This is a genomic window from Streptomyces sp. NPDC058335 (genome assembly GCF_042723915.1).
GTDB lineage: Bacteria > Actinomycetota > Actinomycetes > Streptomycetales > Streptomycetaceae > Streptomyces.
The window spans coordinates 398,020-422,685 of sequence record NZ_JBHXHX010000001.1 but is presented as its reverse complement, the minus strand read 5'-3'; the positions used below and the strand labels follow the sequence as shown (position 1 = coordinate 422,685).

Annotated in this window: 18 protein-coding genes and 1 pseudogene; 4 read left to right on the top strand and 15 right to left on the bottom strand. The window is 70.7% G+C overall.

Features of this window, described 5'->3' with window-relative positions:
• Positions 1–4: 4 nt before the first annotated feature.
• The 7 genes from ACFWJX_RS01845 to solA all read right to left on the bottom strand — a co-directional run bounded on the left by ACFWJX_RS01845 (position 5) and on the right by solA (position 7,678).
• Positions 5–1,414: an aminotransferase class III-fold pyridoxal phosphate-dependent enzyme gene (locus ACFWJX_RS01845; protein WP_383235288.1), complete on the bottom strand. Its 1,410-nt coding sequence runs from the start codon at positions 1,412–1,414 to the stop codon at positions 5–7.
• The gene (locus ACFWJX_RS01840; RefSeq protein WP_383235285.1) at positions 1,411–2,280 is read right to left on the bottom strand and encodes an ABC transporter permease; all 870 of its coding nucleotides are present in this window, start codon (positions 2,278–2,280) and stop codon (positions 1,411–1,413) included. Before ACFWJX_RS01840 ends, ACFWJX_RS01845 begins: the two co-directional genes overlap by 4 nt.
• Positions 2,277–3,212 (bottom strand): ABC transporter permease, encoded by a 936-nt coding sequence (locus tag ACFWJX_RS01835; protein WP_383235282.1) that lies wholly within the window; start codon positions 3,210–3,212, stop codon positions 2,277–2,279. The genes ACFWJX_RS01840 and ACFWJX_RS01835 overlap by 4 nt, the downstream gene beginning before the upstream one ends.
• A 2-nt stretch (positions 3,213–3,214) precedes the next feature.
• Complete coding sequence (locus ACFWJX_RS01830) at positions 3,215–4,366, bottom strand: ABC transporter ATP-binding protein (protein ID WP_383235278.1); 1,152 nt, start codon at positions 4,364–4,366, stop codon at positions 3,215–3,217.
• The gene (locus ACFWJX_RS01825) at positions 4,359–5,459 is read right to left on the bottom strand and encodes an ABC transporter substrate-binding protein (protein WP_383235275.1); all 1,101 of its coding nucleotides are present in this window, start codon (positions 5,457–5,459) and stop codon (positions 4,359–4,361) included. The genes ACFWJX_RS01830 and ACFWJX_RS01825 overlap by 8 nt, the downstream gene beginning before the upstream one ends.
• 96 nt (positions 5,460–5,555) lie before the next feature.
• Positions 5,556–6,539 carry a succinylglutamate desuccinylase/aspartoacylase family protein gene (locus ACFWJX_RS01820; protein ID WP_383235273.1) on the bottom strand — a complete coding sequence of 328 codons (984 nt, stop codon included), beginning with the start codon at positions 6,537–6,539 and terminating at the stop codon, positions 5,556–5,558.
• 5 nt (positions 6,540–6,544) lie between these two features.
• Positions 6,545–7,678, bottom strand: coding sequence for an N-methyl-L-tryptophan oxidase (solA, locus tag ACFWJX_RS01815; protein WP_383235270.1), 1,134 nt, complete (start codon positions 7,676–7,678; stop codon positions 6,545–6,547).
• Between the two features lie 262 nt (positions 7,679–7,940).
• On the opposite strand from solA, the gene ACFWJX_RS01810 reads away from it, so the two are divergent.
• Positions 7,941–8,687 (top strand): IclR family transcriptional regulator, encoded by a 747-nt coding sequence (locus ACFWJX_RS01810; RefSeq protein ID WP_383235912.1) that lies wholly within the window; start codon positions 7,941–7,943, stop codon positions 8,685–8,687.
• A gap of 99 nt (positions 8,688–8,786) precedes the next feature.
• Here ACFWJX_RS01810 and ACFWJX_RS01805 read toward each other — a convergent pair whose 3' ends face one another.
• Entirely contained in the window at positions 8,787–9,977 is a 1,191-nt protein-coding gene (locus ACFWJX_RS01805) for an aminotransferase class V-fold PLP-dependent enzyme (protein ID WP_383235268.1), read from the bottom strand.
• A gap of 327 nt (positions 9,978–10,304) precedes the next feature.
• On the opposite strand from ACFWJX_RS01805, the gene ACFWJX_RS01800 reads away from it, so the two are divergent.
• Positions 10,305–11,048 (top strand): IclR family transcriptional regulator, encoded by a 744-nt coding sequence (locus ACFWJX_RS01800; protein WP_383235267.1) that lies wholly within the window; start codon positions 10,305–10,307, stop codon positions 11,046–11,048.
• A gap of 254 nt (positions 11,049–11,302) precedes the next feature.
• Here ACFWJX_RS01800 and ACFWJX_RS01795 read toward each other — a convergent pair whose 3' ends face one another.
• The 3 genes from ACFWJX_RS01795 to ACFWJX_RS01785 are packed head-to-tail and all read right to left on the bottom strand — an operon-like array spanning position 11,303 to position 16,889.
• On the bottom strand, positions 11,303–12,742 hold the full coding sequence (locus ACFWJX_RS01795) for an NAD-dependent succinate-semialdehyde dehydrogenase (RefSeq protein ID WP_383235265.1): 1,440 nt from the start codon (positions 12,740–12,742) through the stop codon (positions 11,303–11,305).
• Positions 12,739–15,627: an FAD-binding and (Fe-S)-binding domain-containing protein gene (locus ACFWJX_RS01790; RefSeq protein ID WP_383235264.1), complete on the bottom strand. Its 2,889-nt coding sequence runs from the start codon at positions 15,625–15,627 to the stop codon at positions 12,739–12,741. Before ACFWJX_RS01790 ends, ACFWJX_RS01795 begins: the two co-directional genes overlap by 4 nt.
• The gene (locus ACFWJX_RS01785) at positions 15,624–16,889 is read right to left on the bottom strand and encodes an aspartate aminotransferase family protein (protein WP_383235261.1); all 1,266 of its coding nucleotides are present in this window, start codon (positions 16,887–16,889) and stop codon (positions 15,624–15,626) included. The genes ACFWJX_RS01790 and ACFWJX_RS01785 overlap by 4 nt, the downstream gene beginning before the upstream one ends.
• 252 nt (positions 16,890–17,141) lie before the next feature.
• Between ACFWJX_RS01785 and ACFWJX_RS01780 the strand changes: the two genes are divergently transcribed.
• Entirely contained in the window at positions 17,142–18,797 is a 1,656-nt protein-coding gene (locus tag ACFWJX_RS01780) for a PucR family transcriptional regulator (RefSeq protein ID WP_383235258.1), read from the top strand.
• Between the two features lie 504 nt (positions 18,798–19,301).
• Here the strand turns inward: ACFWJX_RS01780 and ACFWJX_RS01775 are convergent.
• The 4 genes and pseudogenes from ACFWJX_RS01775 to ACFWJX_RS01760 form a co-directional block, all read right to left on the bottom strand.
• Positions 19,302–20,735, bottom strand: coding sequence for a glycoside hydrolase family 43 protein (locus ACFWJX_RS01775; RefSeq protein WP_383235256.1), 1,434 nt, complete (start codon positions 20,733–20,735; stop codon positions 19,302–19,304).
• Positions 20,736–21,497: 762 nt separating this feature from the next.
• Positions 21,498–21,668, bottom strand: coding sequence for a hypothetical protein (locus ACFWJX_RS01770; protein WP_383235909.1), 171 nt, complete (start codon positions 21,666–21,668; stop codon positions 21,498–21,500).
• A gap of 103 nt (positions 21,669–21,771) precedes the next feature.
• Positions 21,772–22,152: pseudogene (locus tag ACFWJX_RS01765) on the bottom strand (transporter); the annotation flags it as partial.
• Between the two features lie 47 nt (positions 22,153–22,199).
• Positions 22,200–22,589: a hypothetical protein gene (locus ACFWJX_RS01760; protein WP_383235253.1), complete on the bottom strand. Its 390-nt coding sequence runs from the start codon at positions 22,587–22,589 to the stop codon at positions 22,200–22,202.
• A gap of 237 nt (positions 22,590–22,826) precedes the next feature.
• Here ACFWJX_RS01760 and ACFWJX_RS01755 point away from each other — a divergent pair, with 237 nt between their 5' ends.
• Complete coding sequence (locus ACFWJX_RS01755; protein WP_383235251.1) at positions 22,827–24,512, top strand: ribonuclease J; 1,686 nt, start codon at positions 22,827–22,829, stop codon at positions 24,510–24,512.
• Positions 24,513–24,666: the final 154 nt, after the last annotated feature.

Genomic DNA, 24,666 nt, shown 5'->3' with positions numbered 1-24,666 from the left:
TGGATCACAGGCGGGCGGACGCCTCGTCGAGGGTGTCGGCGAGGATGTCGGCGATACGGTCGAGGAGGTGACGGTCGCCGATCAGCGGGGGTGCGATCTGGACCAGCGGGGCGGCGCGGTTGTAGACGCGGGCGAGCAGCCCGGCCTCGCGCAGCCGGCGCGGGATCAGTTCGGTGATCAGGTCGGCCCGGGTGGTGTCGCTGAAGCCGCCGCCGTCGAGGTCGCCGACGAGTTCGCAGGCGTAGAAGAATCCGGCGCCGCGGACGTCGCCGACGATCGGCAGGTCCGCCAGGGAGGCCATGCGGCCCGCGAGGTGGTCCTGGAGGCCGCGGACGTTCTCCAGGATCCGGTCGCGCTCCATGATCTCCAGGCTGCGCAGGGCGATGGCCGCGCTCAGCGGGTGCCCGGCGAAGGTGTAGCCGTGGTTGAGGACCACGCCGGGCCGGTTGATGACCTCGGTGACCCGGTTGCTGACGAGGGTCGCGCCCATGGGGGCGTACCCGGCGGTGATGCCCTTCGCGACGGTGACCATGTCCGGGCGGGCGCCGTAGCGGTCACCGCCGAACCACTCCCCCAGGCGGCCGAAGGCGGTGATGACCTCGTCGGCGACGAGCAGGAAGCCGTAGCGGTCGGCCAGAACCCGCAGGCCCGGCCAGTAGCCCTCGGGCGGGGTGATGCAGCCGCCGCGGTTCTGCACCGGCTCGGCGATGAGCATGGCGACGGTCTCCGGGCCCGCGGCCAGGATCTCGGCCTCCACCTCGGCGAGCAGGTGAGCCGCGAAGGCCGCGTCGTCGGAGAACTCCGGGGCGAGACCGAAGCGGTTGGTGTTGGACACGAACCGGGTCTCGATCGCGCCGGGGCCGTAGGGCTCCCGCAGGCCGGGGTCGTCGGTCAGCGACAGGGCCCCGATGGTCAGCCCGTGGTAGGCGCCGCGACGGGAGATCGCCTTCACCCGGCCCGGTTCCCCCCGCAGGGCGTGGTAACGGCGGGCCACCTTCCAGGCGGTCTCGACGGCTTCGGCGCCACCCCCGGAGAAGAAGGTGTGCTCGATGTCCACAGGAGCGATCCTGGCCAGTCGTTCGGCCAGTTCGATGGCCGTCGGGTGCGCGGAGGAGGACCACAGCGGACTGAAGCACAGTTCCCGCAGCTGCCGTTCGGCGGCTTCGGCGAACTCGGGGGCGTAGGAGTAGCCGAGCTGGCAGCAGTACAGGCCGGACAGGCCGTCGATGTAACGCTTGCCTTCCGCGTCGTCGACGTACGGGCCCTCGCCACGCTGGACGACGAAGAGGTTCTCGCCCTCGGCGCCGAGCGAGCCGTTGGGGGTCATGTTCAGCAGGAGGTGCCTGGCCGCCGTCGCGGACAGTTCACCGGCCGGGGTGCTGGTGCTGGTGCTGGTGCTGGTGCTGGTGGTCATGATCTGGTCTCACTTCCGGCGGAGAGGCCCACTCCGGGTTCTGTGGGCAGCAGGCCGTCCTGCTTGCCGGAGCCGCTGAGCCGGCGCACCAGGCCAACCAGTGCGAGGGCCACCACGGCGACCGCGATGAGGATTGCGCTGACGGCGGTCACCGACGGGTCGACGTCGTACTGGAGGACGTTGAACACCTGGACGGGCAGGGTCACGGTGTCCACGGAGGACATGAACTGCGAGATGAAGAACTCGTCGAAGCTGGTGATGAAGGAGAAGATCGCGGCCGCGACCATTCCGGGCATGGCCAGCGGGAGGGTGATCCGCCGCCAGACGGTCAGCCGACCGGCGCCCATACTGGCGGCCGCGTCCTCCAGGCGTTCGTCGATGCCCTTCAGCGTGGCCATGAGGATCATCACGGCGATCGGTGAGGCCAGCACGGTGTGGCCGAGGGCGATGGCGACCGGGCTGCCGAGCAGCGAGGCGGGCTCGAGGAGCAGGAACAGACCCAGCGCGATGACGACCTGGGGGATCACCAGCGGAGCGAGGACCAGGCCGTAGACCGCCGTGCGCAGCGGCAGTTCGCTGCGGACGAGGGCGGTGGCCGCCGTCATGCCCAGCAGCAGCGAGAAGACGGTGGTCAGCGAGGCGATCAGGGCGCTCAGCGAGAGAGCGGCAGGCCACTTGCTGCCCTCGGCGAACAGCACCTTGTACCAGCCGAACGTCCACGCGTCCGGCGGGAAGTTGCCGAAGGCGTCCTTGCCGAAGGAGGTCACGACGATGACGATGATCGGCAGCGCCAGGAACAGCAGGATCAGCGTGGAGAAGACGGCCAGGGTGATGCGTCCGGCCAGGGTGGAACGGAGCTCGATCATGACGCCGTCCCCCGGTTCCGGAGGGCTTCGCCGACCGACTTCAGCAGCCTCAGCAGCAGCAGTCCGGCGAAGGTGAGCAGCAGCAGGATGATGCCGAGCGCGGAGGCGCCGTTCCACTGGTTCTGCTTCATGACCTGCTCGTCGATGAGGGAGGCGACCATGGTCTGCTTCTCACCGCCCATGAGGGCGGGGGTGAGGTAGTAGCCGAGGCAGAGGATGAAGGACAGAACGCCCGCGTTGACCAGACCCGGGGCCACGAGAGGGACGTACACCCTGCGGAAGATGGTGATCCGGCCGGCGCCCATGCTGGCCGCTGCGGCGAGCAGCCGGCGGTCGATGCCCTTCATGACGGCGTACAGCAGGAGGACGGTGTAGGGCAGCATCACGGCGGTGGTGCCGATGACGACGCCGATCTCGTTGTAGAGCAACTGGAAGGGGGCGCCCGGGAAGTGAAGGCCCGTCAGGACGTTGTTCACCACGCCGTTGTCACCGAGCAGGATGATCCAGCCGTAGGTGCGCACCAGCGCGCTGATGAAGTGCGGCACGACCACGACGATCATCGCCAGGCCGGCCCACAGGGGCTTGAGCCGGGAGATGGCGGAGGCCAGCAGAAAGCCGATGACCAGGGCCAGCAGGGAGGTCTCGGCGGAGATCCGCAAGGTGGTGAGCAGGATCTTCAGGTCGGCTCCGCTGAAGGCGTCCGCGTACCAGTGCAGCGTGAAGGCGCCGTCCTCGCCCTTGAGACTCAGCATCAGGGTGCTGAAGATCGGATAGACGAAGAGGATCAGCAGGAAGATGACGACGGGGGCGGCGTTGAGCAGTCCGAACCGGGTGCGGCGGTCGGACAGCGCGCGGCCGAGGCGGTTCTTGGCCACGGCCGGTGAGGGTGTGGCGGTGGGCGCCGGGTTGGGTGCCAGTACGGTGCCGGCCATGGTCAGCCCCCCTGTTCCGTGTCGGGGAGCACGTCAGGGAAGACGCTGACGTTCTCGGGGTCCGCGGTGAGGCCGATGCGCTCGCCGAGGGCGGGGGCGCGGCCGGCGGGCAGTTCCAGCCGTACGAGCTGGGTGTCCGGGCCGCCGACGGGGCGGACCGTGACGCGCACAAGGGTGCCGACGTAGGTGACCGTCTCGACGGTCCCGGTACAGACCCCGTCGCCCGGCGGACACAGGGCGAGGCGGCCGGGCTGGACCGCGGCCCGTACCCGTGCGCCCTCCGGGACCGCCTGCGGGCGAGCCTTCAGCAGACCCCCGGTGTCGAGCCGTACGAGCGTGTGCTCCGCCGTCTGCTCCTCCAGGAGGCCCGGGAGGAAGTTCGCGGCGCCGAGGAAGTCGGCGACGAACGGGGTGCGGGGACGCTCGAAGAGCTCCTGCGGGGTGTCGAACTGGTCGATCCGCCCGTCCCGCATCACCGCGATCCGGTCGGAGAGGACGAGCGCCTCCTCCTGATCGTGCGTCACGTAGATGACGGTCAGACCGAGTTCCTGCTGGATGCGCTTGATCTCGGTCTGCAGCTGGTCGCGCAGCTTCTTGTCCAGGGCGCCGAGCGGCTCGTCCATGAGGATGACCGGCGGCCGGTAGACCAGGGCGCGGCACAGGGCGACTCGCTGCTGCTGGCCCCCGGACAGTTCGCGCGGCCGGCGGCGGGCCATGGCGGACAGTCCGGCGATCTCCAGGGTCTCGCCGACCCGGCGCCGCAGCTCCGCCTTCGGCACACCGCGCAGGTGCAGCGGGAAGGCGACGTTGTCCCAGACCGTCATGTGCGGGAAGAGCAGGTACTGCTGGAAGACGAAGCCCAGGCCGCGCTTCTGCGGTGCCAGCCGGGTCACGTCACGGCCACCGACGACGATGCTGCCGGAGTCGGGCTCGCAGAACCCGGCGATCATCATCAGGGTGGTGGTCTTGCCGGAGCCGGAGGAACCCAGGAAGGTGACGAACTCGCCCGCCGCGATCTCCATGGAGACCTCGTCGACGGCCGTGACGCCGCCGTACGTCTTGCGAAGTCGCGTCACGGACAGCGGTTTTCCGGATCCCGACAGGCTCGCCGGGGAGGTCAGGGGCAGCTCCGTCATGACATCGGTCTCAGGCATGCGTCCACTCCTGCCAGCGCTTGGACACGGCGTCCTGGTTGTTGATCCACCACTCGACGTCCAGGTCGAAACCGGACTCCAGGTGTCCGGGCGAGCTGGCGAGGTTCGCGGCGGTGGTCGTCGAGAGCTTCTTGTAGGCGGCGGGCACGACGGGGGCCATGGGGTAGAGCTCGGCGTAGGCCGCCTGCACCTCGGGACGCAGCGAGAAGTCGATGAGCTGGTAGGCGGCGTCGACATTGGCGGCGCCCTTGGGGATGCCCCAGCCGTTGCTCTGCCGACGCGCGCCGTTCCACTGGTAGGCGAGCGACGCGCCGCCCTTGATCAGCGCGTCGAGGCGGCCGTGCCACACGCTGGAGGCCACGACCTCCTTGCGGCCGAGGAGCACGCCGGGCAAAGCGCCCGTATCCCAGAACTTCCTGACGGAGCCCTTGATCTCGTCGAGGACCCGGAAGGCGCGGTCCACATCGAGCGGATAGAGCCTGTCCAGCGCCACGCCGTCGGCGAGCAACGCGAACTCCAGCTCGGGGTAGTCGGCGTCGAGCGCCTGGAGGGCACGGTTGCCCTTGAACGACCCGGTGTCCCAGAAATCGGCCCAGGAGGAAGGTTTCTTCCCCCCAAAAGCATCCGTTCTGTACGCCATCACGCTGGCCCAGTAGTTCTTGCCCACCGCGTTGGAGGTCACGAGGCTCTTGGCGATGCCGGCGTTCTCGAAGTTCTTCAGCCGGTCGAAGTCGAGCTCCTCGGTGGCGTCCTCCTTCTTGAACAGGACGTAGTCGGCCATCGAGTCGTCGATGACGTCGAACTGCGGGCGGCCCTGCTTGATCTGGGCGAGCATCTGCGCGTAGCCGATGTTCAGCACCTTGACCTGGATGCCGGTCTCTTTGGTGAACGGCTCGTAGATGGCCTTCTGGTTGGCCTCGCCGTAGGTGCCGCCGGTGTCGCGTACGACGAGCGTCTTGGAGCTCTTGCCGCCGCTGCCGACGGACCGGCTGCTGCCGGTGCCGCAGGCGGTGAGCGAGGTGGCGGCGATGCCTGCGGCGACTCCGCCGACGCCGCGCAGGAACACTCTGCGGTCTATCCGGACATCTCTCACGGGGGCCTCCTGGGTGCGGTGTGGGATGAGAAACAGGGGGAGGGTTCGTGCTGGTGACGACTCGTTCTTCTGATGCGGCTGCGGGGGGTGGGGGTCTCAGTGGCCGGAATCGCCGGGGGCGGGGGCGGCGATGGCGGCGAGTTCGGTTCCGGGGGCGACGGTCAGGCCGTGCATGCCGTAGAAGACCCGTCCCGTGGCGGGGGTGTGGACCTTGCGCTCGGTGCCGTCGGCCGGGTCGATGACGTGGCCGATGACCTGGCCCTCGGTCACGTCGTCACCGGCCGCGAACTCCGGGTACCACAGGCCGGCGGCCTCGGCGGTGATGCCGGCGGCCCAGACCCACTCGCGCGGGGCCGTCGTGGCCTGGGGCTCGGTGTCCAGGACGCCGAGCCCGCTCAGCACCCCGTACAGGCTGAGGACGAGGCGCCGGGCGGTCTCGGCCTCGCGTTCGCCGAGCTTGCCCGTCTCGACGAGGATCGACGGGACGCCCTGGCGGACGGCGGCGGCGTGGCTGTTGCCGCCGTCGGCGTTCAGGCCGAAGATGACGTCCTCGATACCGACAGAGCGGGCCATGGCGGCGGTCCTCGCGTCGAGTTCGGGGTCGCCGGTGAGGCGGTAGCCGACGAAGTCCTCGAGGACCTCGTCGATGCCGCCGGAGTGGAGGTCGATGTACGCGTCCGCGCCGTCCAGCAGGTTCTCGAAGAGCCAGGCGGCCAGCCGTTCGGTAGGACTGCCGTCGGGGACGCCGGGGAAGACGCGGTTGATGTTGACGCCGTCGAGCGGGGAGATGCCCAGGCGTCCGTCGTACACGGCCGGGGGGTTGGCGACCGGGCAGACGACGACCTGGCCGTGCACCTCGCCCGGGTCGAGCAGGGCGGCGAGCCGGGTGGCCGCGTCGATGCCGCTGAACTCGCCGCCGTGCACGCCCGCGGTGACAACGACGCGAGGGCCCTGGCGAGCGCCGTTGACCAGGGTCAGCGGAATGTCCACGGTGAGGGTGCCGAGGTCGGCGGGGACGGTGCCACGGGTCTTGGCGCCGGGCTCGGCGCTCAGGGCGCCGACGGTCAGGTGCTTGGCCATGGTCGTCACGCGTCCGCTCGGTTCAGGGTGGAGATGAAGTCGATGGGCTGGGCCGAGGTGCCGTCGAGCGCGAGGTCGGCCGCGATGTCGCCGAACGCGGGCGAGAGCTTGAACCCGTGTCCGGAGAAGCCCGCCAGGAGCACGACGTCGTCGTTGCCCGGCAGCGGGCCGACCAGTGGCCGGCTGCTCTCGGTGTAGCCCTCCATGTAGACGGAGAGCCGGGTCGGGTCGGGGTTCAGGTCCGGCATGTGGCGGCCGATCAGCTCGGTGAAGATCTCCAGCTCCTCCGGCGCCACCGTCCGGTCCAGCTGGTTCGGGTCGCCGGCCGGGCGGTGCAGGGCGCGCGACAGGCCGAGCTTGACGGAGACGCCGTCCGGGGAGGGCAGGCCGTAGCAGTGCGTGGGCGCCGTGCGGATGAACGCCGGGTGCTCCTCGCCGAACCAGGTGTCGGTGGTGGGCACGTACCACGCGCTGACCAGTCGGCGGATGTCCACCTCCCACGGCAGGTCCGGCAGCAGGTCGTTCACCCACGGGCCGGGGCTGACCACGGCCGCGTCGAAGTGCTCACCGCCGTCGTCGGTGCGCACCTCCACGCCGCTGCCGCTGGGCACGATCTCGCGGACCGTGGTGTAGCGGTGGATGCGGGCACCCAGTTCCTCCGCCCGCCGGGCCGCGGTCTGGATCGTCAGCTCGGGCCGGATGAAGCCGGCCCGGCGGTCGAGTACGGCCGCGTCGCCGTCCTCGATGCGGAACTGCGGGAAGCGCTTGGCGAGCGCCTCGCCGTCGAGCACCTCGTGGTCGAGCCCGTGCTCGGCGACGGACTGCAGGACGGTGGCCATCTGGTGGTGCTCGGTGGGCCCCATCAGCAGGCATCCGGTCAGCCGGCGCAGCTCACGGCCGGTGTCCCGCTGGAGTTGCTCCCACAGGGCGTCGGCGTGCTGGAGCAGCGGTACGTAGCGGGAGTCCTCGAAGTGGGCGCTGCGGAAGATCCGGGTCTCGCCCCCGGCCGCGCTGCGGTCGTGGCCCGGTGCGAAGCGGTCGTACCCGACGACCTCGGCTCCGCGGACGGCCAGCCGCCAGGCGGCCTGAGCGCCCATCGTTCCGACGCCTACGACGGCGACGCGCTTCTTGGCAGACACGAGGGGTTCCTTTCGTCTCCCGGGGCGGGGATGCTGAACGCCCGGTTTGCGGACTCTCGGATTCCGGAGGGACTGCGATGACGGACCGAGGGTCACGCCCGCACTGTCCGGGGAAAGGGCTTCAGACTGCTCTCTCGCTAGCCTGTGCCACATTGTGGAACGCTGTGCTAGAATCTGGCACGAGAATGACAGCGACTCCGAAGGGAGTCAAGAGGGTGTCGGCCAGATGTTTTCAGGATTAACAGGGGGAAACCGGATGGAAATGAAGAGTGTGACCAGGTCGTTGCGCATCCTGGAGGCGGTCGCCCAACATCAACCGGTGACCGTGGGCGAGCTGACGAAGATCTTCGGACTGCCCAAGTCGACCGTGCAGCGCACCCTGGTCTCCCTGGCCGAAGCCGGCTGGCTGCGCGCCAACCGCAAGGACACCACCCGCTGGGAGATCGGCGCCCGCGTCCTCGCCGTACGCCCCGCCGCCCTCCAGGGATCCAGCCTCTACGCCGCCGCCCGCGAACCCATGGTCCGCCTCCGGGACACGGTGAACGAGACCATCCACCTCTCCGTACCGGACGCCCTGCAGTGCATGGTCGTCGTCGACCGCGTGGACTGCGACCAGGCGGTACGGACGTTCTACGGCATCGGCGACACCTCACCGCTGCACGCCACCGCCACGGGGCGAGCGATCCTCGCGCATCTGCCGAGGGCGGACGTCGACGAACTCGTCGACCATGGCCTGGAGCGCTTCAGCGACTCCACGCCGACCGATTCCGCCGGACTGCGGGCCGAGCTGGACCGCGTGCGGGCGGAGGGTTACTCGCTGAACCTCAACCAGTACCGGCCGGACGTGTGCGCGGTGGCCGCGGCCATCCTGGACGAGGACGGCACCCCGCTCGCGGCGGTGGCGGTCTCGATGCCCGCCTCCCGGTACGACGCGGACCGCCTGCCCAAGTGGGGCCGTCTCGTCGCCGACACGGCGGCGGAGATCGCGGCGCGCCGCCTGGGCGCCTGAAACCGAAACGGTCTGCCTGGCCCCGCGAGCGCGGGGCCAGGCAGCCGCGCCGCGACGGGGCGGCCCGGCAGGCGTCGGACCGGGCAGCCGGCACGGAAGTCAGCGGAGCCCGCGCGCCGCGTACTCCTTGTGGACCACCTCGGAGAGCGCCGCGACGAAGCGGTCGAGCTCGTCCTTGCGCATGTAGATGCCCGGTGACACGCGAAGCCCGCTCAGATGCCGTACCTCGCGGTACTTCGTATGCACCTGGTGGGTGTCTCTCAGCTCCCGCTCCACGGCCCTGTTGTCCAGGCCGTCGATCGAGAACAAGGTGACGGCGCCCAGGTTCTCGGTGTCCAGCGGCGTGTGCAGCCGGAATCCGGGAATGTCCCGGGCGAGATCCACCCAGTATCGGGTCAGCTCCCGCAGCCGCGCGTGAATCCTCTCGACGCCGATCTCCCGGTGGAGCCGTGCGGCCGGCGCGATGCCCGCCTGAAGGGCCGAGTTGTACGTGCCGAGATTCCAGTGGTCGAACTTGTCGACGCGCAGCGGCGGCGGGTCGAAGGGAGCCAGCAGGGGCCAGGTGTCGTCGATCCGGTCCCGCCTGACCACGAGCATGCCGTTCCCCACCGGCGCGCCCATCCACTTGTGCAGGCTGGTCACGTAGTAGTCGCAGCCGAGTTCGCGGAAGCTCACCGGCATCTGCGCGAAGATCTGGGCACCGTCGACGACCGTGAGGGTGCTGTTCTCCCTCGCCAGACGGCACAGCCGCTCGGCCGGCACGACCCGCCCCGTCCAGTGGTACATGTGGGTCAGCTGCAGCACCCGCGTACGCGGCGTGAGGGCTGCCGTGTACGCCGCCACGATGTCGTCGTCGCTGTCCATCAGATCGAAGTCGGCCGTCACCACCTCGATCCCCTCGCGTTCCTGCCGTTGCCGCCAGGCCGCGAGCACGCTCGGGTAGTCCCACGCCGACACCACGACCTGGTCGCCCGCCGACAGCGGGATACCGAAGACCGCCGTGCACAGTCCTTCGGTGGAGTTGCGGTTGAGCGCGATCTCGTCGGGCTCGCAGTCGATCAGCTGCGCCAGGAGCGCCTTGGCGTCGGGGAGCGCGGGATCGAGCTTCTGCCACATGTTGACGTCGGGATTCCGACTGACCAACCGGTAGGCATCGATCGCCGCCTGCTCCACGACCAACGGCGGCGGACTCACGGCCGCGTTGTTCAGGTTCAGCAACGGGCGCTGCTCCGGGTAGGCAGCACGAACGCGTTCCCAGAAGTCGTCCCCGGCGGAATCAGTGCTGCCCATGAGGGCACCTCCATGTCTTGGACATCGTGACAGGGCCGCGCAGGCAGTCCTGCCCCGTGCCCGGCCGGGGGGAGACCGGGGCACGGGGCGGCTCCACGCGATGCGCGAGGCGGCGAAGTCAGGGCATGACCGCCGTCATCGCACCGGCACCGCGAGGTTCATGGTGCCGAGAAATTCCTCGGCGAGCGACGCCAACCCCACCTACCGTGTGTGCCACATTGTGGAATGACGTGCTAGAATCTGGCACGAGAATGGCAGTTGTCCGGGAGGGCGTCAAGAGGGTGCCGTCCGGATATTTCGAAGAGCAACGGGGGAAACCGGGTGGAGATGAAAAGCCTGACCAGGTCGTTGCGCATCCTGGAGGCGGTCGCCCAACATCAACCGGTGACCGTGGGCGAGCTGACGAAGATCTTCGGACTGCCCAAGTCGACCGTGCAGCGCACCCTGGTCTCCCTGGCCGAAGCCGGCTGGCTGCGCGCCAACCGCAAGGACACCACCCGCTGGGAGATCGGCGCCCGCGTCCTCGCCGTACGCCCCGCCGCCCTCCAGGGATCCAGCCTCTACGCCGCCGCCCGCGAACCCATGGTCCGCCTCCGGGACACGGTGAACGAGACCATCCACCTCTCCGTACCGGACGCCCTGCAGTGCATGGTCGTCGTCGACCGCGTGGACTGCGACCAGGCGGTACGGACCTTCCACGCCATCGGCGACACCTCACCCCTGCACGCCACCGCCACCGGACACGCCGTCCTCGCGCATCTTCCGAAGGCGGACGTCGACGAGATCGTCACCCGTGGACTCGACAGCTACAGCGACTCCACCCCCACCGACCCCACGGAACTGCGCGCCGAACTGCGGCGCGTCCGCACCGACGGCTACGCCGTGAACCGCAACCAGTACCTGCCCGGCGTCTGCGCCATCGCCGCGCCCGTCCTGGACGGCGACGGCACGCCGCTCGCGGCCGTGGCCGTCTCCCTGCCCGACTCCCGCTTCGCTCATGACCGGCTGCCCGAGCTGGGCCGGCTGGTCGCCGACACCGCGGCGGAGATCACCGTTCGCCGACTGGGCTGACAGCGGCTCCTCCGCGCGGCCTCGTCGGCGCGGGGCGGGCGTCGCCCCGGCGCCAGGGACTGGTGATCTTCGAGCCCTCAGCAGCACCGGACGGTACGCGAGAGCGCACGGTACGAAGGAGCTCACGCTCGTCCGCCTGGACGGTGCACCCGGCAGCGGAGACGGCCCCGTACCCGGTCAGGAAGGAGCGACCGAGTACGGGGCGCCCGCGCGGTGCGCGATGCGGCGGGTATGTCAGGCCAGGACCACCGCCGTCATCGCACGGGCACCGCGAGGTACTGGTACTCCAGGAACTCGTCGATCCCGACCCTGCCGCCCTCGCGGCCGAGTCCGGACTGCTTCACGCCGCCGAAGGGCGCGGCCGGGTTGGAGACCAGCCCGGTGTTCACGCCCACCATGCCCACCTCCAGCCGTTCGCTGACGCGAAGCGCGCGGTCCAGGCCCTCGGTGAAGACGTAGCCGACCAGTCCCCAGGGGGTGTCGTTGGCCCGGCCGATCACCTCGTCCTCGTCCTCGAAGCTGAGGATCGCCGCGACCGGTCCGAAGATCTCCGTTTCCATCAGCCGGCTGCCGGGGCTGACGTCGGTGAGCACGGTCGGCGGGTAGAAGCAGCCCGGCCCTTCGGGCGCACGACCGCCGACGAGCACGCGGGCGCCACGCTCCACCGCGTCGGCCACGAGTTCCTCGACCTTGGCGCGCCCGGCGGGGTCGATCAGCGGGCCGACGTCGACCCCGCTGCGAGTGCCCGGACCCACGACGAGGGCGCCCATGCGCTCGGCGAGCCGCCTCCCGAACTCCTCCGTCACCGACCGGTGGACGAAGAAGCGGTTCGCGGCGGTGCACGCCTCGCCCATGTTGCGCATCTTGGCGAGCATCGCGCCGTCCACCGCCGTGTCCAGGTCCGCGTCCTCGAAGACGATGAACGGCGCGTTCCCACCCAGCTCCATCGATGTGCGGACCACCGCGTCGGCGCTCTGGGCGAGCAGCAGCCGACCGACCTGCGTGGAGCCGGTGAACGAGAGCTTGCGAATCCGCCCGCCACGCAGGAGCGGTTCGCACACCTCCCCCGCACGGGAGGTGGTGACGACGTTCAGCACGCCGTCAGGCAGCCCGGCCTCCTTGAGGATCGCGGCGAGAGCCAGGCTGGAGAGAGGGGTCTGAGGGGCAGGCTTGAGGATCATCGTGCAGCCGGCGGCGATCGCCGGGCCGATCTTGCGGGTGCCCATGGCGAGCGGGAAGTTCCACGGGGTGATCAGCAGGCAGGGTCCGACCGGGCGGCGGGAGAGCAGCATGCGGTGGCGCCCGTCGGGCAGGATGCCGCCGCCACCGTCGATACGCACGGCCTCCTCCGAGAACCAGCGGAAGAACTCCGCCGCGTACGCCACCTCTCCCCTGGCCTCGGGCAAGGGCTTGCCCATCTCGGCCGTCATGAGGTGGGCGAGCTCGTCGGTGCGCTCGAGGATGATCTCGTACGCCCGGCGCAGGATCTCACTGCGCGCCCGCGGTGCCGTACGCGCCCACTGCGCCTGCGCCCGGACGGCAGCGTCCTCCGCGAGCCGGGCGTCCTTCGCGCCCGCGTCGGCGACCTGGGCGATGATCTCGCCCGTCGCGGGGTCGTCGACGGGCATGGTGGCGCCGTCCGCGGCGTCCACCCAGGCACCGCCGATGAACAACTGCGTGGGTGTGTCGGTCATGAGGTCTCTCCTGGTTGATCGGCGGCGGGGTCGAGGAGTTCCGCGAGGTGCAGGGCGCGGAGGTCCCGGTCACCGGCGAGGTGGTCGATCTGGGTGGCGCAGCTGAAGCCGTCGGCCACGACGGCTGTGCGCGCGGCATCGGCGATGCCGTCGAGGCGGGGCTTGAGGGCCAGGTCGGCGACGGCCATGGACGTGTCGTAGTGCTCTTCCTCGAAGCCGAAGTTCCCGGCGAGTCCGCAGCAGCCCTCGGCCTCGTCGACCTTTCGTACGCCGAGCCGGCGCAGCAGGTCGGCGGGGCGGTGGCCCTGGAAGGTGGCGTACTCGTGGCAGTGCGTCTGCAGTACGACGTTCTCGGGCAGCGGCGGTGGGGTCCAGCCCTGGTCGGCGAGGTCGGTCAGAGCCCCGGTGAACGTCCGGACACGGTCCGCGACGCGCCGGGCGGCCTCGGTACCGAGCAGTTCGGGCACGTCGCGCTTGAGGGCGGCGGCGCAGCTGGGCTCGGCCACGATGATGGGCCGCTCGTCGCCGTTGTCCAGGTGGGCGACCGTGCGGGCCATGATCTTGCGGGCCACGGACAGCTGGCCGGTGCTGACCCAGGTCAGGCCGCAGCACAGGCCGTCCTGTGCGGTGGTGGGGACACCGGCGTCGGCGAGGACGCGGCTCGCGGCGCCCGCCACCTGGGGCCGGAAGGCGCGGGTGAAGCTGTCGACGAAGAGCAGGGCTTTCGCCGGTGCCTGCGTTCGGGTCCCTCGCAGTACCGAGCGCAGCGCGCGCCGGGAAGTGAATGCGGGGATCGTGCGGTTGGTGGTCACGCCTCCCAGCCGGGCCAGCAGTCCGCCGATCGGTCCGCGCAGCAGTGCGTTGACGGGTCGGGCCGCGTAGCCGGCGAGGGCGGAGGTCAGGGGCAGCCAGCCCAGCGAGTAGTGGGAGCGGGGTCTGATCCTGCCCTTGTAGTGCTGGTGCAGGAACTCGGCCTTGTACGTGGCCATGTCGACGCCCACCGGGCAGTCGCTGGAACACGCCTTGCAGGACAGGCACAGGTCCAGGGCGTCACGAACCTCGGTCGAGCGCCAGCCGTCCTGAACCGTCTCCCCCCGCACCATCTCCTGGAGGAGGCGGGCCCGGCCCCGGGTGGAGTCGCTCTCCTCCCCCGTGGCCCGGTAGCTCGGGCACATGACGCCACCCACGTCGCTGCGACATCGGCCGACGCCGACGCAACGGCGCACAGCGCCTTCGAAGCCGTCCTCGTCGTGCGGGAAGGAGAACAGCGTGCTGACGGGCAACAGCACTTCCGGCGTGTGCAGGGCGAGGTCGGCGTCCAGGGGGGTCGGGTCCACGATGACACCCGGGTTCAGCAGGCCGTCGGGGTCGAAGACCTTTTTGAAGGCGGCGAACGCGCGGATCATCCGGTGGCTGTACATGACCTCCAGCAGCTCACCGCGTGCCCGGCCGTCGCCGTGCTCGCCGGACAGCGTCCCGCCGTGCGCGACGACCAGGGCTGCTGCCTCGTGCAGGAAGCGACGGGCGGCGGTGCGGCCCTCGTCCGTGGCGAGGTCGAAGTCGATGCGTACGTGCACGCACCCCGCGCCGAAGTGTCCGTACATGACGCCGGTCAGCCCGTGCGAGGCCAGCAGCTCGCGCAAGTCCCGCAGATAGGCGGCCAGGTCCTCGGGCGCGACCGCCGAGTCCTCCCAGCCGGGCCAGGACTCCCCGCCGTCGACGAGACGGGCGGCGAGCCCGGCGCCGTCCTCCCGGACGCGCCACAGCGAGCGCCGTTCGGCCGCGCTCTCCACGACCCGCCCGCCGGTCATCCGGCCCCCGGCCTTGAGCGCGTCCAGCAGTTCGGCGGCTCGGGCGGTGACCGTCGCCTCGTCGTCGCCGTCGAGTTCGACGTAGAGCCAGGCGCGGCCCTCGGGCAGGCCGGTGACGGAGTCGGGGCCACGGCGGGCGCGCATGGTGGCGACGATCGCCTCGTCCATGCCCTCCACGGCGCTGGGCGACCGGCGCAGAATCTCCGGGACGTCCTCGGCCGCGTCGACGACGTCGTCGTAACCGAGGGCCAGCAGTGCCACAGCCGGCGCGGTGGCGATCAGGCGGACCGTCGCGGCGGTGACGACGGCACAGGAGCCTTCGGTCCCGACGAGGGCACGGGCCATGTCGAAGCCGTTCTCGGGCAGCAGGTGGTGCAGCTGGTAGCCGGAGACCTGGCGCGGGAGGCGGCCCAGCTCGGTACGGATCTGCGCCAGGTTGTCGGAGATCAGGCGTCGTACGTCCGCTTCGAGGCGGGCGACTCGGTCGGCGTCGCGGGGGTCGACCGGGTGCAGACCGGTGCGGTCCGCGACGGCCCGCACGCCGTCGGCGGTGACGATCTCCAGCGCCTCGATGTGGCTGCCGGTCCGCCCGTCCCGCACCGACCGGTTGCCGCACGCGTCGTTGCCGATCATTCCGCCCAGGGTGCAGCGGCTGTGCGAGGACGGGTCGGGGCCGAAAGTGAGCCCGTGCAGGGCGGTCGCGCTGCGCAGCGCGTCGAGGACCACTCCGGCCTCCACCCGCGCGGTCCCGGCGGCCGGGTCGATGTCCAGGATCCGGTTCATGTACCGGGAGAAGTCCAGGACGACACCCGGCCCGACCGCGTTGCCGGCCATGCTGGTGCCGCCGCCCCGCGCGGTGACCGGGACGCCCGCCTCGCGGCAGGCCCGCAGCACCGCGACCACGTCGTCGGCGCCGCGGGGGAAGGCCACGGCTTGTGGCGGGACCCGGTAGTTGGAGGCGTCGTAGGCGTAGAGGCCGGTGGCACCCGGGCCGCTCTCCACCCTCAGACCGGGCGCGGTCCGAGCGAGCCGGTCGGCCAACGGCTCCAGGGGCCCGGCGGTGTCCGTCGTCACTGCGACGCTCCTGATGTGCCGGCCTCCACCGCGGTCGCCCACGCCTGGAGGCCCTCGTCCACCGCGGTCTCGTCGATGACGAGTGCCGGGATCATGCGGACGACCTGGTTCCAGGCGCCGCACAGAAGCAGGAGCAGGCCCTCGTCGACGGCGGCGCGCTGCACGCGGTCGGCGGTCTCGGGGTCGGGGCTGCCGTCCTCGGTGACGAACTCGGTGGCCAGCATCAGCCCGAGGCCGCGAACGTCTCCGACGGCCGGCGTACGGTCGGCCACCGCCTCCAGTCCCTGGCGCAGCCGCGCGCCCATGGCCTCGGCGTTCTCGACGAGCTTCTCCTCGCGTACGACGTCGAGCGTGGCGACGGCCGCCGCGCAGGCCACGGCGTTGGCGCCGTACGTGCCGCCCTGCGAGCCCGGCCACGCCTTGCTCATCAGCTCCTCGGAGGCGGCGATCCCGGACAACGGGAAACCGCTGGCCAGGCCCTTCGCGGTGACGAGGATGTCGGGGGTGACGCCGAAGTGGTCGTGTCCCCAGAAACGGCCGGTACGGCCCACGCCGGTCTGCACCTCGTCCAGGATCAGCAGGAAACCATGCCGGTCCGACCGCTCCCGCAGCCCTTCGAGGAAGGCGCGGGTCGCGGGGACGTAGCCGCCCTCGCCGAGCACCGGTTCGACGATGACGGCGGCCGTGTCGGCGGGCGAGGAGATCGTCTGGAGTGTGTAGTCGAGCTCCTGAAGCGCGAAGCGGGTCGCGGTCTCCTCGTCCCAGCCGTAGCGGTAGGCCGACGGAAAGGGTGTGACGACCACGCCGCTCATCAGCGGGGAGAAGCCGGAGCGAAAGCGGGTGCCGGAGGTGGTCATCGAGGCGGCGGCCACCGTGCGACCGTGGAAGCCGCCGTGGCAGACGATGACGTTCGGCCGGCCGGTGGCCTGACGCGCCAGCCGCAGCGCCGCCTCGACGGCCTCGCTGCCGGAGTTGGTGAAGAACAGGCTGTCCAGGCCGACCGGCAGCACTTCGCCCAGCTTTTCGACGAGCTGCCGCAGCGGCCGGTGCATGACGGTCGTGTACTGCCCGTGGATGAGCGTGCCCACCTGCTCCTGGGCGGCGGCGACGACCTTGGGGTGACAGTGGCCGGTGCTGGTGACGCCGATGCCGGCGGTGAAGTCGAGATAGCGGCGGCCGTCCTCGCCGTAGAGGTGGACGCCCTCGCCCCGGACCGCCGTCACGGGTGTGGCCTGGCGAAGGTGCGGCGACAGTGCGGTCATGTTCGTCTCCCGGCCATGTGTCGTGGTCTGCGTGACCCGTTCGGTCCTCGTGGTCCGTTCTGGCTTCCCGAGCATCCCGGCCGTCCCGGAACGCGACAACGCGCGATCTGTCCAGCGGAGGGACGGTGTTCGGACGTTGTGTCAAACCGCGTGGGCCGGATGCGGCACTCACTGCCGCCATGACCGGGTGAAACACCTCTTGCGCAGGTCAGCGGGGCTTGTCACAGTGACCGGGGCACACAGGGAGACACCGTGAACGAGAACCACCCCACGATGCGACCGCCGGACACGGACGCCCGGGAAAGCACCACGCCCGCCCGCCCTCTCACCGTGGCCGACGTGCTGGCGCTCCCGGTCCTCACTGCGGGACAGCCGCAGGTCGTCACCGGCGTGACCCAGCTCGCACGGCCGGTCCGCTGGGTCCACATCACCGAACTGACCGACCCCGCCTCCTTCCTCAAGGGCGGCGAACTGGTCCTGACCACCGGCATGCCGCTGCCCGACGAAGCGGCGGGCGTGCGCCGGTACGTCGACCAACTCGCCGACATCGGAGCCGCGGCCCTGGTCATCGAACTCGTACGGCGCTACCACCGCCCCCCGGAGGCCCTCGTCCACGCCTGTCAGGTCCGCGACCTCCCACTGATCACCCTCGGCAAGGACGTCAACTTCCTGGAGGTCACCCAGGTCGTCCACGCGCTCATCCTCGGCAACCAGGCCGAGGCGATGCGCCGGACCCAGCGGATCCACGAGGCGTTCAGCGCCCTGACACTGCGCGGCGCGGGACCGGAGGCCGTGGTGCGGGCGGCGGCGGAGATGAGCGGCCGCACGGTCGTCCTGGAGAACCTGGTCCAGCAGGCGCTGATCTGCGAGCCCTCCGGAACCACGCTGGAGGAGGCGCTCACCGGCTGGGAGCAACGATCCAGAGCGACCCCGCCCGGCGACCGCGCCGACCTACGCGGCCCTGAGGGCTGGCTCACCGCACCGGTCGAATACCAGGGCGAGCGCTGGGGCCGTGTGGTCATGCTCCCGGCCCGCCCCGACGGGCCGGCCTTCGAGCCGGAGCACATCACCGTGCTGGAGAGAACGGCGATGGCCCTGACCGTCGCCCGCCTCATCCACTCCACACCGTGGGAGCGCACCGCGCACCGGAACGCACTCCGCGACCTCGTCGGGCAGCGCCACCGCTCCCCCGAGGACGCCCGCGCTCAGCTGGCCGCGCTGGGCCTGCCCACCGGGGACGGCCGTTTCCTCATGGTCGTGGTCGATCTCCCTGCGGAGGAGACCACGGCGAAGCCGGAATTCCAACTGTCCCAGGAACTGCGGACAACAGGCATCCCTGCACTCGTCGGCGAACTGACCCCCGGCCGCCTGGGAGTACTGCTCGCCCTGAGCCCCTCCCCCGCCTGGCGGCCGGCGGTCGAACGGCTGAGCCGTACGGTGCTCGGCCTCGCCCCACAGGCCGTCGTGAGCGCCGGCACCGAGGTCGACGACCTCACCGACGTCCCCCGCTCCTTCCACGAGGCCACACGCGTGGCCGAAGCCACCCCGCCCCACCAGCCTCTCCCCCAGGACCGCTCCTTCCACGAGCTGTCCGATGTCGGCCTCCGCCGCCTGCTGTACGCCCTCCGCGAGGACACCCGCGTCCAGGACTACACCGAACGACAACTCGGCCGCCTCATCGACCACGACACCCGCCACCACACCGACCTGCTGCCGACCCTCCGCCACTACCTGGACGCCGCAGGCAACAAGACCAGCGCCGCGCGCCGCAGCAGCCTGTCCCGCGAGACCTTCTACCAACGCCTGCGCACCATCGAGCGCCTACTCGACTGCGACCTCGAATCCGGCGAACAGCGCACCGAACTCCACGTCGCACTCACAGCGCTCGACGTCCTGCGAGTCCACTGAGGAACCGGTCCGGGCACGACTCACCTGGCCGGCTCATCGCGTGTAGCACCCACGCAGCACGCGCGTCGTGGCCGTCGCGCTCCCGCCCGGCCTCCGCCGCCTCCTCCAGCGGAATGACGATCAGATCCCCGGGCCGACCACACGGTCGTCCCGTCGGAGAGACGTGGTTGACGCGCGAAGGAGGCTTCGGCGAACAAGCCGGCGCGGGCAGCGGCCTCTGCGCCGCCCCTCTTCGGCGGCCAGAGGCCGAACGCCTCTTCCACGACTCCCCTTCTCATGAGCGGTGCGAAGGCATCGGCGGCATCCTCCGTGCGGTGACCGCGAGGGCAAGGCGGGAGAGGCGCCGGGCCCGACCGACGCCTCTCGAGGCCGAAGCCGAGGTCGTACAGCGGCAGGAAGTGCCCGTGGCGGACGGTCGGCTCAGACCTTCCACATCACCGAACCCGGGCCGAGGAAGCCTGGGTTCGACGCGCAGCTCGTGCCGGCATCCCTGTTCCGCGCGGGTCAGCTCGTCACACGGAAGGTGGCGTCGCCGCGCCCTGTCGCGGTGGTGATCGGCTCGAGCCTCAGTTCGTACGCGTAGTGGCGGATGTACCGGTCGGGGTAGTTGTAGGACTGGAACGACGACCATGTCGCGTCGGCGAGTCCGGCGACCTGGCGGAAGGTGGCGTCCTGGGCGAAGGCGGTCGTGCCGTCGTTGTAGGCGAGCTGGAAGTCGAATGCGGAGTGCCGCAGGAAGTACCCGGGGAAGTTCACCGACTCGAAGGAGACGGTGCCGGTGCCCGCCAGGCCGGTCCGCAGCCGGAACCGGGAGTCGTCGGCGGGGCTGACGTTCGGGTCGATGCGCACGTCGAAGTTGGTGTGCCGCACGTACCGGTCCTGGAAGTTGTACGACTGGAGCCGGTTGACCGCGGTGTTGGGCCAGCGTGCGAGCACGCGGCTCTCCTCGGCGGCCGTCATGTTCAGGATCCAGCCGTGGCGCTTCTTGGTGACGCCCATGTCGTAGCTTCCCGACGCCGGGACCTGGTAGGCGCCGGGATCGGACGGGTCCGTCGTCACGACCGGCATGTAACCGCCGTTCGAGGCGTACTGGTCGACGTAGAGGGCCCACTTGTTGCTGCCGTTGAACTTCATCCACATCGGGCCTTCGACCTGTGAGCCGGTGAGGCCGACGCCGGAGAGGTCGCCGAGGGTGGTCCACGTCCCCAGGATCGAGTTGCTGCCTTCGAGCGTGATCTGACCGTCGCCGGAGGCCCGCACGTAGCGGTAGTCGCCCACGCCGGACGGCACCTCGATGATCTGGGTGTCGATGATGCCCTGGGTGCCGGGGCGGTCGATGTAGAGCTGCGGGGTCGTGACGGTGCGGAAGTCCGAGGTGCGGGCGTAGTAGATGCGGTGCTTCAGCACGCCGTTGAGGGTGGCGTTCGTCGCCCAGTACAGGACGTAGTCGTTGGTCGCCGGATTCCAGATCGCCTCCGGCGCCCAGGCGTTGCGCCCGTCGGGGATCGCACCCGCGACGTTGAGCAGCCACGGCTGCGACCAGGTGACCAGGTCCGTCGACTCCCACACCACCAGATTGCGGCTGCCGTTGGACATGGAGTCGCCCCACGACTGCCCGCAGCCGATGCACAGGTCGGTCGCGATGATCCAGTACTTACTGCCGTCGGGGGATCTCACCAGTGCGGGGTCGCGCACCCCCTTCGTGCCGACCGTGGAGCGCAGGACCATGCCTGAGCCGTTGAGGTCGTTCCAGTGCAGACCGTCCGTGCTGTGCGAGAGGTACATCTGCTGGTTGGTCGACCCCTCCCCGGTGAAGTGCACCATCAGGTAGCCCGGGTCGGCGGCAGCGGCCCGCTCCGGTGCGGTCAAGGCTTGGGACGTGAAGAGTAGGCAGGCGGCGACCAATATCGCCGCCAGCCGGCCGAGGAGCCTGGCCATGTGCGTCTCCTGTCGTACTACGGGTGCCATGATCGGGTGAAGGTGGGGCGAGGGGGAAACCCGCCGTCGCTGTGCCGCGGGACAGGACCTGCTGTCGCATGACGCGGAACGTCGCGTTGGGGCGTTTGGACGTCGAGGCGTTGGGGCGTTGAGCTGATCAACGGCCGGGAGCCGCAGTCATCGCCTGAGCGGGGCAGCGACCGGAGACAGCGCGGCGGCGGGCTGGGTGAGGCGTGGAGCAGGCATGGCCGGCCGAGGAGCCACGAGAGTGAACCAGTAACGGGTGCGGTACACGGCTGTCCCCTTTGACGGCCATCGGGTTCGAAGTTTCGAACACCGTGCGTAACTTCGAAAGGAAGATAGGTTTCGGCCAAGAGCACGTCAATGGAACCGGTCAATCTGCTGCCGAATATTCCGTGGGCGCGAGCATCTTCGGTCGCAGTTCGCCGATCACCAGGCGCAGCCGAAGCTGCGGGGCCTGAGCGGCTTCGCCACGCCGACGGCCCGCGACTACGACGAACCAGCTGGTCAGGCAGAACCCGGCCCTCTCGGCCACCAGCCACCTCGCCGACCTGCCGGACGCGAGCGCGAGACCTACCTGGCGAAGAACACCTTCATCACCTGGAAGAGGGCCGGGCGGCCTTCACCTGGGCCGGCTTCCTCACCCACGTCGGCAGCCGCGGCGCGGAGCCGCCCGCCCGAACCGGTCAGGACGCGGGCGGGCGGCTCCGTACGTTCGGCGGGGAGGGCGGTCAAGGGCGGTCAGACCAGCGGCCACAGCGCCGCGGTGAGGGCGAAACCGGCGCATCCCATGACGGTCGTCAAAACCGTCCAGGTACGCAGGCCCGCCGCCACGTCGAGACCGGCGAGCTTGGTGAACATCCAGAACCCGGCGTCGTTGATGTGCGACAGGGCCAGGGCGCCCGCGCCCATCGCCAGGGCGACCAGTGACAGCTGACCGGTCGACAGGTCGGCCCGCTGGAGCAGGGGTGAGGATGCCGGCGGTGGTGATGAGGGCGACGGTCGCCGACCCCTGGGCCGCGCGCAGGGCGAGGGACGTCAGGAACGCCAGCAGCAGCACCGCCAGGCCGGTGCGCTCCAGGACGTCGGCGATCGCGTCGCCGATGCCGCCGGCGACCAGGACCTTGCCGAAGACACCGCCCGCACCGGCCACGAGAATGACCATCGCGACGGCCGGCAGCGCGGAACCCATGACCTCGGCGATGTGCGCGCGGTTCCAGCCGCGGCGGGCGCCCAGGAGATAGCCGCACAGGGCGACGTCGATGAGCAGGGCCACCATCGGGGCACCGAGGACGGTGAGTACGGCGCGGGTGGTGGAGCCCTCGGCGAGCGTGTTCTGACCGAGGGTGCCGAGGAGGATCAGCAGGATGGGGGTGACGATCAGCGTCAGGACCATGCCGAAGGAGGGCGGCCGGACATCGGTGCCCGCGGGGGCCGGCTCGGTCAGTACGGCCGTGCCCTGACCGCCGTCGCCCGGCCGGTCGACACACCGCCACCTGTCACCGCGGCGCCGGGCGTGCCCCCGCCCGCGTCCGTTTCGCCGTACACCTCGGCATACACCGCCGGGTCCATCGGGTACTCGCGGCGGGTGAGGCGACGGGAGACGAGGTAGCCGAGGAGGGAGACGACGGCCGTGACGGGAATGCCCAGCAGCAGCATCAGGCCCTGGCTCGCGCCGATCGTCGCGGCGACCGCGACGGCGCCGGGGTGCGGCGGCAGAAAGGCGTGCACGGTGAGCATCGCGGCTCCCATCGGGAGCGCGTAGATCAGCAGCGGCTTGCGGGAGGCGCGGGCGATTCCGTCGGGGGACCAACCCCGCGCAGGCCGTCCCACGTTGCGACGACCTCGCGAAGATCCTCCACAACCCGCTTCGGTGCCCGGCCCGGCACGGGCGAGCGGCGAGGCGATCGACGAGGCGAGAGGCACAGGCGTACGGGCCGCCGCGTGCCCCCGCTGCGGCCCCCGGGCCTGACCAGCCCCGACATCGCGTCGGCCCCTCACCGGGGGGTGTGCGGGCGGCGACGGTGGCGGGGTCACGTCATGGGCTCGGCTCTCCGGTAACGTCAAGGTATGAGTCATCCGCATCCTGGCCTGAAGACCGCCCCGCCGCTGCCCGCCGGAGGCCTGAGGGTCGTTGCCCTGGGCGGCCTGGGCGAGATCGGCCGCAACATGACCGTCTTCGAGTACGCCGGCAAACTGCTCATCGTGGACTGCGGGGTGCTGTTCCCCGAGGAGACGCAGCCCGGGGTGGACGTGATCCTTCCCGACTTCACCTCGATCAGGGACCGCCTGGACGACATCGTGGCCGTCGTCCTGACCCACGGGCACGAGGACCACATCGGCGGCGTGCCCTACCTGCTGCGCGAGCGGTCCGACATTCCCGTCGTCGGGTCGAAGCTGACGCTGGCTTTCCTGGAGGCCAAGCTCAAGGAGCACGGCATCCGGCCGCGGACGGTACGGGTGAAGGAGGACGACCGGCGGAAGTTCGGCCCCTTCGAGTGCGAGTTCGTCGCGGTCAACCACTCCATCCCGGACGGTCTCGCCGTGGCGATCCGCACCGGAGCCGGGCTGGTGCTGCACACCGGCGACTTCAAGATGGACCAGTTCCCCCTCGACGACCGCATCACCGACCTGCGTGCCTTCGCACGGCTCGGCGAGGAGGGTGTGGACCTGTTCCTCACCGACTCCACCAACGCCGAGGTGCCCGGCTTCACCACGTCGGAACGCGAGCTGAATCCGGCGATCGAGCAGGTGATGCGTACGGCGCCGCGCCGGGTCATCGTCTCCAGCTTCGCCAGCCATGTGCACCGCATCCAGCAGGTCCTGGACGCCGCCCACCAGCACGGCCGCAAGGTCGCCTTCGTCGGCCGCTCGATGGTCCGCAACATGGGCATCGCCCGCGAGTTGGGCTATCTCAAGGTCCCGTCCGGTCTCATCGTGACGACCAGGGAGCTGGAGAAGCTCCCCGACCACCGGATCACGCTGGTGTGCACCGGCTCCCAGGGCGAGCCGATGGCCGCGCTGTCCCGGATGGCCAACCGCGACCACATGATCCGCATCGGCGAGGGCGACACCGTACTGCTCGCCAGCTCCCTGATCCCCGGCAACGAGAACGCCATCTACCGGGTGATCAACGGACTGACCCGGTGGGGCGCCCACGTCGTCCACAAGGGCAACGCCAAGGTGCACGTCTCCGGGCACGCCAGCGCCGGCGAACTCGTCTACTGCTACAACATCGTCAAGCCCCGCAACGTCATGCCGGTCCACGGCGAGTTCCGCCACCTGCGGGCCAACGGCGACCTCGCCATCCGCACGGGCCTGGATCCCGAGCGGGTCGTCATCGCCGAGGACGGCGTCGTCGTCGACCTCGTCGACGGGCGCGCGTCCATCACGGGCAAGGTGCCCGCGGGCAACGTGTACGTGGACGGCACGGAGGTCGGCGGCGTCACGGAGGCGTCCCTCAAGGACCGTCTCACGCTGGCCGAGGAGGGCGTGGTCACCGTCGTCGCCCTCGTCGACGCCGACACCGGGGCACTGGCCGAGGCTCCCGACTTCCTGGCCCGCGGCTTCGTCCACGACGAGACGACGTTCGAATCCGTCATCCCGGTCATCGAGAAGACCCTGGCCACGGCCGCCGAGGAAGGCGTCGGTGACGCGCGCCAGCTCGAACAGCTGATCGCCCGTGCGGTGGCCAACTGGGCTTTCCGCACGCACCGCCGCAAGCCCCTCATCATCCCCGTCATCATCGACGCCTGACCCGGATCCGGATCCGGGCCGAACCCGCCCGGGGGGGCGCGCCCCCCGCCCCCCGCCGGGGGGGCAAGACGGTCACCCCCGACCGGGCCCGGGGGGGAGGCTGGGGGGCGCGCGGCGGGCCGGGGGGGGCGGACGACCGGGCGGGGGCCGGCGT

Coding starts and splice junctions, on each gene's coding strand:
- ACFWJX_RS01845 (WP_383235288.1), bottom strand. CDS start 1,414: ATGACCACCAGCACCAGCACCAGCACCAGCACCAGCACCCCGGCCGGT.
- ACFWJX_RS01840 (WP_383235285.1), bottom strand. CDS start 2,280: ATGATCGAGCTCCGTTCCACCCTGGCCGGACGCATCACCCTGGCCGTC.
- ACFWJX_RS01835 (WP_383235282.1), bottom strand. CDS start 3,212: ATGGCCGGCACCGTACTGGCACCCAACCCGGCGCCCACCGCCACACCC.
- ACFWJX_RS01830 (WP_383235278.1), bottom strand. CDS start 4,366: ATGCCTGAGACCGATGTCATGACGGAGCTGCCCCTGACCTCCCCGGCG.
- ACFWJX_RS01820 (WP_383235273.1), bottom strand. CDS start 6,539: ATGGCCAAGCACCTGACCGTCGGCGCCCTGAGCGCCGAGCCCGGCGCC.
- ACFWJX_RS01810 (WP_383235912.1), top strand. CDS start 7,941: ATGAAGAGTGTGACCAGGTCGTTGCGCATCCTGGAGGCGGTCGCCCAA.
- ACFWJX_RS01805 (WP_383235268.1), bottom strand. CDS start 9,977: ATGGGCAGCACTGATTCCGCCGGGGACGACTTCTGGGAACGCGTTCGT.
- ACFWJX_RS01800 (WP_383235267.1), top strand. CDS start 10,305: ATGAAAAGCCTGACCAGGTCGTTGCGCATCCTGGAGGCGGTCGCCCAA.
- ACFWJX_RS01795 (WP_383235265.1), bottom strand. CDS start 12,742: ATGACCGACACACCCACGCAGTTGTTCATCGGCGGTGCCTGGGTGGAC.
- ACFWJX_RS01785 (WP_383235261.1), bottom strand. CDS start 16,889: ATGACCGCACTGTCGCCGCACCTTCGCCAGGCCACACCCGTGACGGCG.
- ACFWJX_RS01775 (WP_383235256.1), bottom strand. CDS start 20,735: ATGGCCAGGCTCCTCGGCCGGCTGGCGGCGATATTGGTCGCCGCCTGC.
- ACFWJX_RS01770 (WP_383235909.1), bottom strand. CDS start 21,668: ATGGGCGCGGGCGCCCTGGCCCTGTCGCACATCAACGACGCCGGGTTC.
- ACFWJX_RS01755 (WP_383235251.1), top strand. CDS start 22,827: ATGAGTCATCCGCATCCTGGCCTGAAGACCGCCCCGCCGCTGCCCGCC.